The 15,748-nt window shown below is 68.8% G+C and carries 12 protein-coding genes; 3 read left to right on the top strand and 9 right to left on the bottom strand.

From position 1 onward, the window contains the following. Positions 1 to 52: 52 nt before the first annotated feature. The 6 genes from RUH65_RS12035 to RUH65_RS12060 all read right to left on the bottom strand — a co-directional run bounded on the left by RUH65_RS12035 (position 53) and on the right by RUH65_RS12060 (position 9,220). Entirely contained in the window at positions 53 to 1,492 is a 1,440-nt protein-coding gene (locus tag RUH65_RS12035; protein ID WP_313817692.1) for an MFS transporter, read from the bottom strand. A 237-nt stretch (positions 1,493 to 1,729) separates the two neighbouring features. Next, complete coding sequence (locus RUH65_RS12040) at positions 1,730 to 3,553, bottom strand: biotin carboxylase N-terminal domain-containing protein (protein ID WP_313817694.1); 1,824 nt, start codon at positions 3,551 to 3,553, stop codon at positions 1,730 to 1,732. 179 nt (positions 3,554 to 3,732) lie between these two features. Beyond that, positions 3,733 to 4,989, bottom strand: coding sequence for an MFS transporter (locus tag RUH65_RS12045; RefSeq protein ID WP_313817695.1), 1,257 nt, complete (start codon positions 4,987 to 4,989; stop codon positions 3,733 to 3,735). A gap of 181 nt (positions 4,990 to 5,170) precedes the next feature. Continuing rightward, on the bottom strand, positions 5,171 to 6,571 hold the full coding sequence (locus tag RUH65_RS12050; protein ID WP_313817696.1) for an MFS transporter: 1,401 nt from the start codon (positions 6,569 to 6,571) through the stop codon (positions 5,171 to 5,173). 196 nt (positions 6,572 to 6,767) lie between these two features. Then, positions 6,768 to 7,541, bottom strand: coding sequence for a nucleoside triphosphate pyrophosphatase (locus RUH65_RS12055; protein WP_313817697.1), 774 nt, complete (start codon positions 7,539 to 7,541; stop codon positions 6,768 to 6,770). After that, positions 7,538 to 9,220 carry a DUF885 domain-containing protein gene (locus RUH65_RS12060; RefSeq protein ID WP_313817698.1) on the bottom strand — a complete coding sequence of 561 codons (1,683 nt, stop codon included), beginning with the start codon at positions 9,218 to 9,220 and terminating at the stop codon, positions 7,538 to 7,540. The genes RUH65_RS12055 and RUH65_RS12060 overlap by 4 nt, the downstream gene beginning before the upstream one ends. A 138-nt stretch (positions 9,221 to 9,358) precedes the next feature. Here RUH65_RS12060 and RUH65_RS12065 point away from each other — a divergent pair, with 138 nt between their 5' ends. Further along, positions 9,359 to 9,613, top strand: a complete 255-nt coding sequence (locus RUH65_RS12065; protein ID WP_313817699.1) for a DUF6458 family protein — start codon at positions 9,359 to 9,361, stop codon at positions 9,611 to 9,613. A 133-nt stretch (positions 9,614 to 9,746) separates the two neighbouring features. Here RUH65_RS12065 and RUH65_RS12070 read toward each other — a convergent pair whose 3' ends face one another. The 3 genes from RUH65_RS12070 to RUH65_RS12080 form a co-directional block, all read right to left on the bottom strand. Then, positions 9,747 to 11,675: a DUF2156 domain-containing protein gene (locus tag RUH65_RS12070; RefSeq protein ID WP_313817700.1), complete on the bottom strand. Its 1,929-nt coding sequence runs from the start codon at positions 11,673 to 11,675 to the stop codon at positions 9,747 to 9,749. A gap of 634 nt (positions 11,676 to 12,309) precedes the next feature. Further along, positions 12,310 to 12,591 carry an acyl-CoA carboxylase subunit epsilon gene (locus RUH65_RS12075; protein ID WP_313817701.1) on the bottom strand — a complete coding sequence of 94 codons (282 nt, stop codon included), beginning with the start codon at positions 12,589 to 12,591 and terminating at the stop codon, positions 12,310 to 12,312. Positions 12,592 to 12,644: 53 nt separating this feature from the next. Next, a complete protein-coding gene (locus RUH65_RS12080) occupies positions 12,645 to 14,231 on the bottom strand; it encodes an acyl-CoA carboxylase subunit beta (RefSeq protein WP_313817702.1) in 1,587 nt (528 codons plus the stop codon). A gap of 196 nt (positions 14,232 to 14,427) precedes the next feature. On the opposite strand from RUH65_RS12080, the gene RUH65_RS12085 reads away from it, so the two are divergent. Both RUH65_RS12085 and RUH65_RS12090 read left to right on the top strand, forming a co-directional pair. Further along, complete coding sequence (locus tag RUH65_RS12085) at positions 14,428 to 15,234, top strand: biotin--[acetyl-CoA-carboxylase] ligase (RefSeq protein ID WP_313817703.1); 807 nt, start codon at positions 14,428 to 14,430, stop codon at positions 15,232 to 15,234. 53 nt (positions 15,235 to 15,287) lie between these two features. Next, positions 15,288 to 15,748: PH domain-containing protein (locus RUH65_RS12090; RefSeq protein ID WP_313817705.1), on the top strand; the 461-nt coding region annotated here is incomplete at its 3' end.

Below are 15,748 nucleotides of genomic sequence, written 5' to 3' on the forward strand. Positions count from 1 at the left end.
CCGGCGTCGTGCTCACTGACCGGCGTGGCCGGTCAGATCGGGTCAGCTCACGTCAGGGCAGGGTGACTGTCTCTGCTTCGGTGTCGAGGGACTTCGTCTTGGTCTCCGGGGCGATGATCAGGGCGATCAGCGTCAGCACGGAGGCGAAGGACAGGTAGTAGCCGACGTGGGCCACGGAGAAGTTCAACACGAGCCACTGGGCCACGAACGGGGTCAGGGCGGCGCCGAGGATCGAGGACACGTTGTAGGCGATGCCGGAGCCGGTGTACCGGGTGTTCGTGGGGAACAGCTCCGGCAGGACGGCGGACATGGGGCCGAAGGTCAGGCCCATCAGGGCCATGCCGACGATCAGGAAGATCATCATCTGCGTGGTGTTCAGCTCGTTGCCCTGGCCGATCGAGCCGGCGCTGAGCCACCAGCCGAAGGTCAGGCCGAAGAGGATCAGCAGGACGGTGATGACGATCAGCGTGGGCTTGCGGCCGAACTTGTCCGCCAGCCAACCGGCCACGGGCACGAAGGCGGCGAAGAACAGGATGCCGATCAGCTGCAACACGAGGAAGTCCGCGTAGGGCACGCCCAGGCCACTGACGTCGGGGGAGCTGATGGAGTAGGAGAGGATCCATGTGGTCATCAGGTAGAAGAGCACATAGGTCGCCAGCATGATGAAGGTGCCGAGGATGAGCTCCTTCCAGTTCTTCCGGAAGACCTCGCTCAGGGGGGCCTTGACGCGCTCGTCATTGTCCACGGCGCGCTGGAAGACCGGGGTCTCCTGCAGGCGCAGGCGGACGTAGAGGCCCACGGCCACCATGACCAGGGACAGCAGGAACGGCAGGCGCCACACCCAGGTGAGGAAGGCGCCGTCCATGTCCGGGTTCGTGGAGTCGTGGTTGAAGCTCAGCGTCAGGATCAGGAACAGGCCGTTGGCCAGCAGGAAGCCGATGGGGGCGCCGAGCTGGGGCCACATGGCCGCCCAGGCGCGCTTGCCCTTCGCCGCGGTCTCGGTGGCCAACAGGGCTGCGCCGGACCACTCGCCGCCGAGCCCGAGGCCCTGGCAGAAGCGCAGGATGGTCAGCATCACCGGGGCCCACAGGCCGATCTGGAAGTACGTCGGCAGCAGGCCGATGAGGAACGTGGCGATGCCCATGGTCAGCAGGGAGCCGATCAGCGTGACCTTGCGGCCGACGCGGTCACCGTAGTGGCCGAACAGGATCGAGCCGACCGGGCGGGCGACGAAGGCTGCACCGAAGGTGGCCATGGAGGCCAGCAGGGCTGCACCCTCGTCACCGGCCGCGAAGAAGATCAGCGGGAAGACCGAGACCGCCGCCGTGGCGTAGACGTAGAAGTCATAGAACTCGATCGTGGTGCCCATCAGGGACGCGATCACCACGCGGGACCGGGGAACACCCAGTTCCTGAGTGCCGTCGTCCTTGACAGGGACCGAGCCGGCCCGGGGGTCCGGGGTTGAGCTGCCTTGGGACAGGTCAGTGGACATGGTTGCTCCTCATGCAATGCAATGCAACGAAAGTGGCGTGCCGGCTTCCGGCCGGCGCGAAATGCGACCCGACGACTCTACGCGGGGGCGCCATCATGCGGACATGAGGTCCATATAATGAGACGACCTTGCCATGCGGCGGTCGTCAGGTCGGTTGCCATCCTGCCTGGCCGGATCAGGCGCGAGTGAGCCGGTGCGCGGAGCGACCCCGGCCGGGCGAGCACGGTCTCGGGAGCTCTAGTCCGCGATGGCGGCGATCGCCGCACCCGCGGTGACCGTGGCGCCCACCTCGGCGCTCAGCTCGGTGATGGTCCCGGACTTGTGTGCGGTCAGGGGCTGCTCCATCTTCATCGCCTCGAGCACCACGATCAGGTCGCCTTCGGCCACGGCATCCCCGACGCCGGCCGCGACCTTGACGATGGTGCCCTGCATCGGTGAGGTCAGGGTGTCCCCGTTGGCCCCGGTGGCGGTGGCGCCCCGGGCGCCGCGGGACTTGCGGCGGCGGGATCCGGCCTTGGCGCCGGTGGCCACGGTGGAGATGGCACCCAGGATGGCGGGCAGGGTGACCTCGACCCGCTTGCCGTTGACCTCCACGGTCACGGAGCGGCGGTCCTCGTGCTCCTCCTCGGCGTCCCCGGGGGTGCCCGGGGCCCCGGCGAACGGGGCGATGGTGTTCTCGAAACCAGTCTCGATCCACCGGGTGTGCACGGTGAACGGGGCTCCGTCTGCCGGCGCGAAGGCCGGGTCGGAGACCACGGCACGGTGGAACGGCAGGACGGTGGGCATGCCGGCGACCTGCATCTCGGCCAGGGCGCGGCGGGATCGCTGCAGTGCCTGCTCCCGGGTGGTGCCGGTGACGATCAGCTTGGCCACCATGGAGTCGAAGGCGCCGGTGATGGTCTCGCCCTCCTCCACGCCGGCGTCCACGCGGACGCCCGGGCCGGAGGGCAGCCGGAAGCGGGTCAGGGTGCCGGGGGAGGGCATGAAGTTCTTGCCGGCGTCCTCGCCGTTGATGCGGAACTCGAAGGAATGGCCGCGGACCTCGGGATCGTTGTAGCCCAGTTCCTCGCCGCGGGCGATGCGGAACTGCTCGCGCACCAGGTCCAGGCCGGTGACCTCCTCGGAGACGGGGTGCTCCACCTGCAGACGGGTGTTGACCTCGAGGAAGGAGATGGTGCCGTCCGTGCCCACGAGGAACTCGCAGGTGCCCGCGCCCACGTAGCCGGCCTCCACCAGCAGTGCCTTGGAGGAGTCGTACAGCCGCTGCTGCTGCTCGGCCGTCAGGAAGGGGGCCGGTGCCTCCTCGACGAGCTTCTGGTTGCGGCGTTGCAGCGAGCAGTCGCGAGTGGAAACCACCACCACGTTGCCGGCGGCATCGGCCAGGCACTGGGTCTCCACGTGGCGCGGGGCGTCCAGGAAGCGCTCCACGAAGCACTCGCCACGGCCGAACGCGGCGGTGGCCTCCCGGACCGCGGAGTCGAACATCTCGGGGATGTCCTCGCGGCTGCGGACCACCTTGATGCCGCGGCCGCCGCCACCGTGCGCGGCCTTGATGGCCAGGGGGAGTCCGTGGGTGTCGGCGAAGGCGAGGACTTCGTCCGCGTTCGCCACCGGGTCGGCGGTGCCGGGCACCAGCGGGGCGCCGACCTTCTGGGCCAGGTGACGGGCGGAGACCTTGTCCCCCAACTGCTCGATGGCGGCGGCCGGTGGGCCGATCCACACCAGTCCGGCGGCCTCGACCGCACGCGCGAAGTCGGCGTTCTCCGACAGGAAGCCGTAGCCGGGATGGACGGCATCGGCGCCGGAGGCCTGGGCGGCGGCGAGGATCTTGTCCACCACCAGGTAGGAGTCGGCGGCGGAGGACCCGCCCAGGGCGATGGCGTCGTCCGCCATGCGCACGTGCAGGGCTTCGCGGTCGGGCTCCGCATAGACGGCCACGGCGGTGAGTCCCTCGTCATGTGCCGCGCGGATGATGCGGACGGCAATCTCCCCGCGGTTGGCCACGAGCACCCGCGAGAACGGGCGGGCTGCGGTGGTGGCGGTCGGCGTCGGCTGGGACATCGGGGCGGGACTCCTTCATAAGCGTCGGCGCAGGCGGTCTGCGAGGGGCCGGACCCGACCTGACGCCGGGGCAGCCCACCTGCCGAGCCTAGACGCGGCCGTGGGTTTCCTACAGGATCCGGGGCGTTTTCCCCGCGCCGCGTGGCATCGGTTGTAGGAATCCCACAAACATCCTGCTGTTACCGCCCAGGCGCCAGTGCGGCCCCGCTGCGAGCGCGCCGGTGCGTTGCCACCGCCACGATCATGACGGCCAGGCCCACCACGGTCAGACCGGTGCCGAGCAACGCCGGCGAGCGGTATCCGAGCCCGGCGTCCACCACCACGGCACCGAGGAAGGCGCCCAGGGCGTTGGCGAAGTTGAACGCGGCGTGGTTCATGGCCGCGCTGACCGAGGGGGCATCGCCGCTCTCGCGCAGCAGCCGCACCTGCAGTGCGGTGGTGAAGAGGGACCCGGCGACACCGAGCAGCAGCACGCAGGCGATGGCGACGGCGGGGACGTGCGCCAGGGTGGCGAAGGCCAGCAGGACCAGCCCCAGACTGAGGACGCCGCCCACGGCGGACTTCTCGACCGAGCGGTCCACGAGCGGGCCGGCGATGAGGGAGCCGAGGGTCATGCCCACACCGAAGCAGACGAGCACCCAGGGAACGGCGGACTCGGACAATCCGGTGAGATCGGTCATCGTCGGAGAGATGAAGGTGTAGACCGCGAACATCCCGCCGAAGCCGATGGAACCGGCCACCAGGGTCAGGATGACCTGGGGGCGCTTGAGTGTGCGCAGCTCTCCGCGGATGGACGGGGTCAGCCCCGGGGCGCTGCGCGGGACCAGGGCGAATACTGCCAGGAGCGTGAGCATGCCGATCAGGGCGACCAGGCCGTAGGCGGTCCGCCAGCCGAACTGGGCGCCCAGGGCCGCCGCCGCGGGCACGCCCACGATGTTGGCCACCGTCAGCCCGAGCATGACCCGGGCCATGGCGGTGGCCCGGCGGTGTGGGGAGACCAGGGTGGAGGCGACCACGGCGCCGATGCCGAGGAAGGCTCCGTGGGGCAGCCCGGTGACGAAGCGGGAGACCAGCATCCACGGCAGCGACGGTGCCAGGGTGCTGCCGATACTGCCGATGATGAACAGGGCGGTCAGTGCCAGGAGCAGGCGCCGGCGTTCCATCCGGGCGGTCAGGGCGGCGATGAGCGGTGCGCCGATGACCACGCCGATCGCGTAGAGGGACACCGCGTGGCTCGCCTCGGTGATCGTGGCGTCGAATCCCTCGGCGATGTACGGCAGCAGGCCCATGGTGGCGAATTCCGCCGTGCCGATGCCGAATGCGCCGATCGCCAGCGCGAAGATGGCCAGCCGGGCAGTGGCCGGCGTGGGACTCGACGGCTGGCGCGCGGCGCCATGGATGGACCCAGTGGTGGCTACCTCGCTGCTGCGGGTCACGGTCAAGGCGGACTCCTGAGGGGATGGATCGGTCAAGGGCACAGACGCGAAGGAGGGCGACGAAGAATCGTCGCCCTCCTCGGCTCAGCGGGATGACCCGCAGACCCTCCACGCTAGACCGACGACCGATGCCGATGCACCCTGCGAGGCCGTTCGGCGCCTGTGAGAATGAGCACTCCCGTCAGGCAGCCACCGTCGCTGGCAGCCGCCAGGCGACCAGGACCCCCACCAGGAGCCCAGCGACGGCCAGCACGGTCGCGACCAGGAACGGGTCGCCGGCGTGCAGGGCGGGCGAGAAGCCGAGGCCCACGCAGATGGCCACTCCGCTGGAGCCGCCGAGCTGGTCGGCCGCGCGCTGCACGCCCGAGGCGGTCCCGGCGTCGTCGTCGGTCACGCCGCTGACCGCGATGTACTGCAGGCCTACCAGGCCGAAGCCCATGCCGGCCGCGATCAGCAGCATCGCCGGAACCAACGCCACGGCACCCGCGCCCAGGGTGGCCACCAGCGCGATCAGGCCCATCGCGGCTGCTGTGAAGGTCAGCCCCGCCAACACGCACGCCCGCGCTCCCCACTGGCCCAACAGGCGGGGCACGAGCATCGAGCAGGCGATCAGGGCGACCGCCAGCGGCAGCATCGTCACCCCGGCACCCAGAGGCCCGATTCCCAGCCGATCCTGCAGATAGAGCGTGAACAGCAGGAACGAGGTGGATAGCGCACCGCTGAGCAGCATCGTGGTCAGGTTGGCCCCCACCCGGGCGCGGTGGGCGAAGAAGTCCAGTGGCAGCAGCGGGTGGCGTGAGCGCGACTCCACCCGCACGAAGCCCAGGCAGGCCAGCACCGCCCCGGCCAGGGCCGCCGGAGCGAGCCACTCCGGGGTCCCCGGATCTCCCGCCTCGACCACCCCAAGGGTGAACAGCAGCGGGCAGGCGGTCAGCAGCAGGGCGCCGGGCACGTCTAGCGGCGTGGAGCCGCGGCGTACCGGCCGGTCTCGCTCCACCAGGAAGACCCCGGCCAGCAGCACCACCAGGATGAAGGGCACGGAGATCAGGAAGATCCACCGCCACCCCAGATGGGCGGTGATGATGCCGGACAGGACGAACCCGAGCACGAGCCCGCAGCTGGCGACCGCGGCCCACACGCTCAGCGCCCGTGACCGGCGGTCCCCTTCGGGGAACATCAGCACGATGGTGGCCATCGCGGCCGGCAGCGCGATCGCTTCGCCGGCACCCTGCAGCAGGCGCGCGAAGACCAACAACGCGAAGGACGGGGCCAAGCCTGCCAGCAGGGACGCGGCGCCGAATACGGCGGTGCCCGTCAGCAGCGTGCGGCGTCGGCCCAGAAGGTCGCCCAGACGCCCACCCAGCATCAGCAGCCCGCCACCGGTGATGGTGTAGCCCACCACAACCCAGGTCAGGGAGTGGGCGTCGACATCAAAGTCGGCACCGATCGAGGGCAACGCGATGTTGACCACGGTCACGTCGACCGCGATCAAGAACTGCAGCATGGACATGGCGCCCAGCACCAGCCAGGCGCGTGCCGGGGACGGGCGGGACCCGCGAGAGGAATGAAGGGTTGAGAACACCAGGTACTCCGTTGCAGAAGAGAAGTTCCCGGGCAGCATCATGGAAGCCGCTCCGGTCTGACGACGAAGCGGCTGGGCATCTCGAAGAGAGTCTGTAAGAGGCCCCGCCGCTAGCGGGGCGCCCTGGTCACTGCGGCACAGGAGGCCGCGGAAGCTGCTGACATGACGGCCACGCTATCAGCCGGCGCGGTCCTGCTCAGGCGCGGCCGGTCTCCCACAGGGCAGCCAACGAGACCCCGAACTCGGCCAGCAGGCTGCGCAGCGTGGAGACGGACAGGCCGATCACGGCATTCGGGTCCCCTTCCACCGCGGTGACGAAGGCGGCTCCGCGGCCGTCGATCGTGAAGGCCCCGGCGCACTGCAGGGGCTCGCCGGTGGCCACGTACGCGGCGATTTCTTCTTCGTCCACGTCGGCGAAGCTCACCGCGGCGCTGGACAGCGCGCCGGTGGCCGGGCGCGCGAGCGGGGCGCCGCCGTCGGTCCCGGACAGGGCGCCGGTCTCGGCAACGTCACGGCTGGCGATGTCACGATTGTCCACGACCCAGTGGCCGGTGTGCAGGTGGCCGGTGCGTCCGGACTGTCCCCTCCAGCGCTCCAGGGCGACCTCGGGTTCCCAGGGCTTGCCGTAGGCCACGCCGTCCAGCTCGAACACCGAGTCGCAGCCGATCACCAGGGCGCCGGACGCCTCGGGGTGCCCCGCGACGTCCTCGGACTTGGCCCGGGCGAGCAGTTGGGCGGTCTCGGCCGGGCTGGCCAGCGGATACTCCGCGGCGATCGCGTCCTCGTCCACGTCCGAGACCACCACGGTGAACGGGAGGCCGGCGGCCTCGAGGATCCGGGCCCGGGACGGCGAGGCCGAAGCCAGCACCAGCCGCGGTACCGGTGCGCCGCCGTCGTGCTCCTGGCCTTCGGTGGCCTCAGCTCCGGGCGCCGGAGCGGCGCTCACCCGAGCGCCCGCATCACCGCTCATGCCATCGCCTGGCGCAGGGTGTCCAGCCCCATGGAGCCCAGGCGCAGGGCCCGGGTGTGGAAGGCCTTCAGGTCGAACGCGTGACCCTGCGCCGCGGCGCGGTCGGCGTGCTCGGCGCGGATCTGTTCCCAGATGCGCTGGCCGACCTTGTAGGAGGGTGCCTGCCCCGGCCAGCCGAGGTACCGGACGAACTCGAACCGGATCTGGCCGGGGGAGTCGTTGAGGTGCTTCGTCAGGAACGCGAACCCCTGCTCGGGGGTCCACACGCCGCCGCCCTCGGACGCCGGGGCCTCGAAGCCGCAGTGCACGCCGATGTCGAACACCACCCGGGCCGCACGCATCCGCTGGGCGTCCAGCATGCCGAGGTGGTCGCCCGGATCGGTGAGGAAACCGAACTCGTCCATGAGCTTCTCGGCGTACAGGGCCCAGCCCTCACCGTGCCCGGAGGTCCACAGCCCGTTGCGCCGCCAGTCGTTCAGCTCGTCCTGGGCCAGCATGGCGGTGCCGATCTGCAGATGATGGCCCGGCACGCCCTCGTGGTAGACGGTGGTGGTCTCCTGCCAGGTGGTGAAGGAGTCCTCCCCGGCGGGCACGGACCACCACATGCGGCCGGGCCGGGAGAAATCGTCCGAGGGGCCCGTGTAGTAGACACCGCCCTCCTGCGTGGGGGCGATCATGCACTCGACCCGGTCCATCGGCGCCGGGATCTCGAAGTAGCGGGTCATCTCCTGCAGTGCGGTGTCGGTGACGCCCTGCATCCAGTCCCGCAGCGCCGCGGTGCCCTGCAGTCGGCGGGCCGGATCCTCGTTCAGGATCGCCCGGGCCTCATCGATGGTGGCCCCGGGCCGGATCCGCTCGGCGTCGGCCTGTTGGGCCTCGACAATGCGCGCGAGCTCCTCCTGCCCCCACGCGTACGTCTCCTCCAGGTCGATCCGGGCGCCCAGGAACTCCTGGGAGTAGAGCTCGTAGAGCTCCCGCCCGACGGCGTCTTGTTCCGGAGCGCTGCCCCGCACCTCCTCCTTCAAGAAGCTCGCCAGCCCCTGGTAGGCGGTCCCGGCCCGGAGTGCCTGGGCCTCCAGCTCGGTGCGCAGGAAGGAGGGCACGACGCCGGCCGCGGACGCACGCTCGAGCAGCCCAGGAAAGAAGCCTCCCAGGGCTGAGTGGGCCTCGGCCTGCTCGATGACGATGTCGACCTGGCGCTGGGCGGCGACCTGGCCGGCGTCGCGCGATGCCCGCAGAGACTCGGCGTACCCGGTCAGGGCAGCGGGCAGATTGGCCAGCCGGCCGGCGATCTGGGCCCAGTCCTGCTCGGTCTCCATCGGCATCAGGTCCAGGATGCTGCGGATCTCCTGGGCCGGGGAGGCCAGGTTGTTCAGCTCGGTGCGGCCGGTGGCATGGATTCGCCGTTGCAGCCCGACCCGCTCATGCAGGGCAGCGACGGTGACCCGGTCCACGTCATCGGCCGGGGAGAGCCGGTCCAGGTCTTCCAGCAGCACCCGGTTCAGCTCGTCTTCGGCGGCCGAGCCCGCGGGGGAGTAGTCCGCGTACTCGGTCTCGTGACCGGGGTGGCCCAGCGCGGTGGCCTCCTCGGGGTGCAAGGCGAGGAGGTCGGCGAAATAGCGGTTGGCCAGGGCGTCGATGTCACTGGGCTGGCGAGTCTCACGTGCAGAGTCGGTCATGGCAGAACCCTACTCGGGGTCATGAACCTTCGTGCTGTGGTCACGCGGGAAGAGCGCCTTGAGAGAGTGCGACTGTGCCCGTAGGGTGACGCGAACGACGACCGTGACGATCTGCCCTGACCGGCCAGAAGGAGACCCATGAAATTCGGCTCTGCCATTGTCCTCATGGCCCTCGGGGCCATCCTGAGCTTCGCGGTCCAGGACTCCATCGCCGGGTTCGATCTGACGATGGCTGGCTACATCCTCATCGCAGCCGGTGCCCTGTTGTTCATCGTGTCCCTCGTCCAGATGGGGGTCGCCAGCTCGGCCAACCGCAGGGTGAGCGAGTCGAGGACCGTGCGGGACCCGCGCACGGGAGAGTCGATCCGTCGGGATGAGACGCGCGACTACTGAGATGTCGTCGTTTCGCTCCGCCCGGCAGGGCGTCCACCCGGGGGGGGTGTGCTGCCTTGGACTCTGCCGACACTGGTCGTGCCTTTCCAAAGCTCAGGTCGGGATGCCAGCGTCAAGTCCTCACAGGTTTGGTCTACTCCTTGCGGACCATGTCGATTCCGGCTGCCGCGAACTGGCGTAGTGAAGCCTCCGGTAGGAAGGCCCGGATGAGCGCGGGCCCGATGCGGGCGAGATCTCCTTCGTCGCGGTATAGCAGGTAGATCGGCTCGTATCGTGGATTGAATTTCTGCTTGAACCGGTGCAGGGACGTGAAGCCGTAGACCGGCTCGAGGATTCCAGCGAGTTGGCTGAGCAGGTGCGCAATCTGATCGGTTTCGCCGCTGACATCGTGTGCGAGGGGTGCACCGGAGAGGGACAGGATTTGTGCTCCCTCCTCGACGAAGGTGCTGGCCGAGGAAGCGATGAGGAACTCCATGACCGGTCCGAAACCGCCCTCGCGGCGGCGCATCAGGTCGAGTGTCCATCCCAGGTGTTTGCCGGCGGGACCGTAGACGGGGAGCCAACTGAGAAATCCTTCGACATCTCCGGCTGCGGATACCGCTAGAGCTAGGCGGACCTCGGGGGCTTGCGCCTCGTTCATGGTGCCGAGGGTGAACCTCGTCTCGGGAAGGTCCTTTTCGCCCACCCAGGATTCGGAGATGGCTCGCAACTGCTGCTTGATGCCCCAAGACTCATCGGCGAGTCTCGTCATCCGGAAGGCGACCTGTTCGCGTTGTGCACGGTTCAGTGCTGTACGGACGTGGGACCAGGATTTCCCAGCGAAGGTCAGGCCAGGGAGGTCCACAATCGTGTCTTCGGCGATGGCGAGACTTCGCCACGATGGGGGGACGGCATCACGAGTGTGCACCCCGGCGCTAAAAAAGCATGGCACGAGTGCGTTTTGCTCGGACGCCTCGATGAACTCTGTGATGCTCGACTGCTGTCCTTCGGCCGGCCCGAGTGGATCTGCTAACGCGATCGCCACCCCGTAGTGCCTTTGGAAGGGCACGATGCCCGTCCGGGTCGAGAAGTACTCCAAGCCGTCCCACGTGGCCATCCATGACAGTGTCCCGCCTCCCTCGGTCTTGATGAGGGCTCGGACGTCTTCAACCGTGGAGGGCGGCAGTGCGTTCCTGCCATTCTCAGCGCCGAGTGGACGGCGCCGACGAGTTCGGAACGCACTTCGCGTCGCAAACAGGTAGACCAGGAAGCCGAGCCACAACGTCGCACTCAGGACAGCGTGACGAGCAACGTCTAGGTCTACTTGCACACTGGCCGGGTCAATCGCGATCACCGTGACGTACAAGCCCGCGACCACGATGTTGAGAGAGCCTACGCAGAGGGTCAGCACCCATGCCCATCGGCGCCCACGCCGTAGAGCGTTCGTGACGACCAAGATCAGGATGCTGTCGATGAGCACGTCGATCCACGGTCCATCGAACGCGTTCGTGGGCCCGAAGGGCCCGTTCGTCGGGATGAGAAGTGAGAGGATCTGGACGACGCCCAGAGCGAGGCTGATCGCGAAGGCGAGCAGCCGCCGGTCGCGAAGACTTGCTCGGTGAATGCGGAAGGAGCGAGTGACCGTGAGGACGAAGATCACCGCTATGGCATGCTCGAGGTCCGCCAGCGACCCGAAGAACAGCACTCCGACTGTCACATAGGCAACCACAGCAACCCACAGCCGTTGTCGCCAGGGGGATGCCAGCAGGGTTGAGCATGCAGCGATACAAGCGAGTGTGCCGGCGGACGGGCCAACGTCAAGGGCGACCGCCAAGGAGTCAGCCCACGGCCACGACCACTGCGCTGCTACGGCGACGATCGCCGAGGTGCCCAGCACCGCGATCAGTTGCCCCAGGCCGAAGTACAGCAACGCGACGCGAGTGCCGCGCCGCCACTCTAGTAACGCCATGCCAGCGAAGCTCACGAGAGTCGGCACGTACACTGCGGGGCTGACCACGAAGAACGACCCGACCAACGGAGTCCACCAGCGTCCTTCGAGAAGCGAGGGCAGCCCGTATGCCACGGTTTCCCACCATGTGCGGGACGTGATCGGGGACCAAAGTCCTTGGCCAACCAAGCCGACCAGGAGAACAGCGCCCACCACAGCAAGGGTCCCCGGCACTCGTCGTAGGGAACTCAGCCTCGACGGGCGACGGCTTGGGACCGGTTCGTTGGCGGCCGGATCAACTGTCGCATCGTTGGTGGAAGGGATGGTCACGGTGGACTCCGATCGATGTGCACAGGCGTCGATGAGACGAAGAGATGCTGTAGACCACGCTTCTGGAGATCATCTTCCAGATCGACACCGTCCTACCCTTAGAGGTGACGAAGTTGCTTCGCACAACGGCGAGACTGTCCTCTTCTCGCATGGGTGATCTGGTCCCCTCACCAACAGGATATTGAATGACACTGCGATGTCCAGGACCGGGCTCTGTATCTGCAGAGGACGAGGCGAATGATGTGGCTGATCGCACGTCGGCGACGGTTTCTGGGCGGTTCAGGTCCAGTACGACAGCGTCGTCCCTCTCTCCGCCAGCGTTGCGCGGCCCCATTGGCGCGTCCCTGGGGCACCGGTACCGATCGGCTGAGCAAAGCGTCAGGTCCGGAAAGCGCCGTCCGCGTTGCCCAGCTGAACGACGAGGAGGTACGACCGCCGCTCAGCGCTGACCGGCGGCGTGCTTCCAGGAGCCGGAGCCGGGGCGGGCCCACAGTCCGAGTCGGCGCCGGCGGTCCAGGGTGCGGTCCCGGTCGGTGCGGCCGGCACCCTCACGCCGGTGCTGGTCGGCCTGGGCGGCCACGGCGTGGATGACCGCGGTCAGAGCGGCAGTCTCCTCCGCATCGAGGTTGCCCTTGACGAGCAGGGCCGGCTCCGGTGCCCGGCCGGCGTCTGGGGTGGGGTGCTGCTGGTCCATCATGGCCTCCCGGGTCGTGTCCGTCACTATCGTCTCTGTGGCTGGCAGGATCACTGCCTGGTCCAGGGTGTCCCGGCCGCTCACAGGGGGATGTTCCCGTGCTTCTTGGCGGGCCGCGATTCGCGCTTGTGGAAGGTGGCCCGCAGGCCGCGCACGATCTGCGTCCGGGTCTCGGCCGGGGAAATGACGGCGTCCACGTAGCCACGCTCGGCTGCCTGGTAGGGGTTGAGCAGTTCCGCCTCGTAGCCCTCCACGATCTCGGCACGCTTGGCCTCCACATCGCCCCCGGAATCCTCGACGGCCTTGAGGTCCCGGCGGTAGAGGATGTTGACCGCTCCCTGGGCCCCCATCACTCCGATCTGGGCGGTGGGCCACGCCAGGTTGAGGTCCGCGCCGAGCTTCTTGGAACCCATGACGATGTAGGCGCCGCCGTAGGCCTTGCGGGTGATGACGGTCAGCTTCGGCACGGTGGCCTCGGCATAGGCGTAGATGAGCTTGGCGCCGCGGCGGATGATCCCGGAAAACTCCTGGTCCGTGCCGGGCAGGAAACCGGGGACGTCCACGAGCGTGATGATCGGGATGTTGAAGGCATCGCAGAACCGGACGAAGCGGGCGGCCTTCTCCGAGGCGTTGATGTCCAGGGTGCCGGCGAACTGCATCGGCTGGTTGGCCACGATCCCCACGGAATGCCCTTCGACCCGGCCGAGTCCGCAGATCACGTTGGGAGCGTAGAGCTCCTGGACCTGCAGAAAATGGGAATCGTCCACCACGTGCTCGATCACGGTGAGCATGTCATAGGGCTGGTTCGCCGAATCGGGGATCAGCGTGTCCAGCTCGAGGTCCTCGGCGGTGACCTCCAGCTCCTCCTCGAACGGGTCCACCGGTCCCTCGGCCAGGTTGTTGGAGGGAAGGAACTCGAGGAGCTCGCGCACGTACTCGAGGGCGTCCTCCTCGTTGGCCGCCAGGTAGGCGGCGGTGCCCGTGGAGGCGTTGTGCTGGCGGGCGCCGCCGAGCGTCTCCATGTCCACGTCCTCGCCCGTGACGGTCTTGATCACATCCGGGCCGGTGATGAACATGTGGGAGGTCTTGTCCACCATGATGATGAAGTCGGTCAGCGCGGGGGAGTAGGCGGCGCCACCGGCCGAGGGCCCCATGATGAGGGTGATCTGCGGGATCACGCCGGAGGACATGACGTTGTTGCGGAAGATGTCCGCGAACATCGCCAGGGAGGCGACGCCCTCCTGGATCCGCGCCCCGCCGCCGTCGTTGATCCCGATGACCGGGCAGCCGTTCCGGGCGGCGAACTCCTGGACCTTGACGATCTTCTCGCCGTTGACCTGGCTCAGGGAGCCGCCGTAGACGGTGAAGTCCTGGGAGTACACGGCCACCATGCGGCCGTCCACGGTGCCGTAGCCGGAGACCAGCCCGTCCCCGATGGGCTTCTTCCGGTCCATGCCGAAGGCGGTGGTGCGGTGCACCGCGAGGGCATCGAACTCGACGAACGATCCCGGATCCAGCAACAGCTCGACGCGCTCGCGGGCGGTGTGCTTGCCCCGGTCGTGCTGCTTGTCCACGGCGGCCTGGCCGGACGGCAGGGCGGCCTCGGCCCGGCGGCGCTCCAGGTCCTGCAGTTTGCCGGCCGTGGTGGTCAGATCCGGTTCGGTCACAGGTCCTCCGTCGGTTGGAACTTTCATACAAGCGGTGTGCCGGTGGTTTCGGGGCATGCCCCGTGAACATCACGGCCAAGGCCCCAGTCTAGTGACGCCCGGACCTCAGCCACTTGTAGGAACCGCACAAGATTGAGACCGGTGGCCCCCGGATTGGTCCAGCGAATGACCAGTACCACCCGCTATATCTAGAAGCATGACCATCACGTGGCTGGAGCAGGCCGACTCGACGCAGGAACAGCTCATCGACCAGGCCACGGCCCAACCGGACCGGTGGCCGCACCTGTCCGCCTTGGCGACCCTGGACCAGCGGTCGGGCCGCGGCCGCCGGGGGCGCGGCTGGACCACTGCTCCCGGCACGGCCCTGTCCGTCTCCGTGGTCCTGCGCCCGGATCTGCCCGTGGAGCACTTCAGCTGGGTCACGCTGGTGGCGGCCGCCGCCGCCTGTACAGAGCTGCGGAGTCTCGGCGTCCCGGCCCAGGTGAAATGGCCCAACGACGTGCTGACGGAGGACGGCCGCAAACTCTGCGGCATCCTCGCCTCGGTGCTGCCGGACCAGTCCGGGATCGTGCTGGGGCTCGGCCTGAACCTGGACTTCGGCCGCGGCGGGCCCCCGGTCCCCACGGCGACGTCGGTCGCCGAGTGGGTGCCCGAGGGCACCGTGCCCTCGGCGCCGGACCTGCTGGATGCCGTGCTGGTCGCGCTGTCGGCGCGCCTGGACGACTTCACCCGCGCGGTCCGCGACCACCCCGGAGAGGTGGACGGAGCACACCCGGCCGCGGCCGGCGTCGTGGGCCAGTTGGTGACCCTGGGCACTGAGGTGACCGTGCACCTGCCGGACGATTCCCGCCTGACGGGGACCGCGAGGGCGTTGGGGCCGGGCGGTACCCTCCTCGTGGAGCCGGCTGACCGTGGGAAGATGGACACAGCGGTGCCCGGCACCACTCGACGCGGCGACCTGCTGGAGGTTTCCGCCGCTGACGTGGTGCACCTGCGCCGCTGACGGACTGCAGCAGTCCGAGGCAACCCGACGATTCCTGGAGAGGACGGCCCGACGTGGGACTGAGGCTGGCACCCGGCGAGCAGGTACGCGTGCGTACCCGCTCGCACCCGCGTGCCCTGACGATGCCCGTCCTGCGCCTGATGCTGATCGCCCTGGCCACCGGCTACGTGCAGGGCTTCCTCGCCCGGCCTAACCTGGCGGACTTTCTGGTGGAGTCCCGCAGCTGGCTGGCGGTCGTGGCCTGGATCCTGGCCGCCGTAGCCGTGCTCTTAGGAGTCCTGCGCCCCGCCTGGCGCTGGTTCAACCGCCGCACCCTGCTCACCACGCGCCGCATCCTGCAACGAGCGGGGATCGGCGCGTCCAGGGAGCGCTCCCTGCACCTGCTCTCCGTCTACGACGTGCGCCTGCGCCAGCGCCGCGGCCAGAGGATGAGCCGCTCGGGAGATCTGCTGGTGGACCATGGGGCCGGCGGCTCGTGGGTGCTGGCGAACATGCCCGAGGCGGCACGCTTCCG

This window comes from Citricoccus sp. (genome assembly GCF_032154715.1).
Lineage (GTDB): Bacteria > Actinomycetota > Actinomycetes > Actinomycetales > Micrococcaceae > Citricoccus.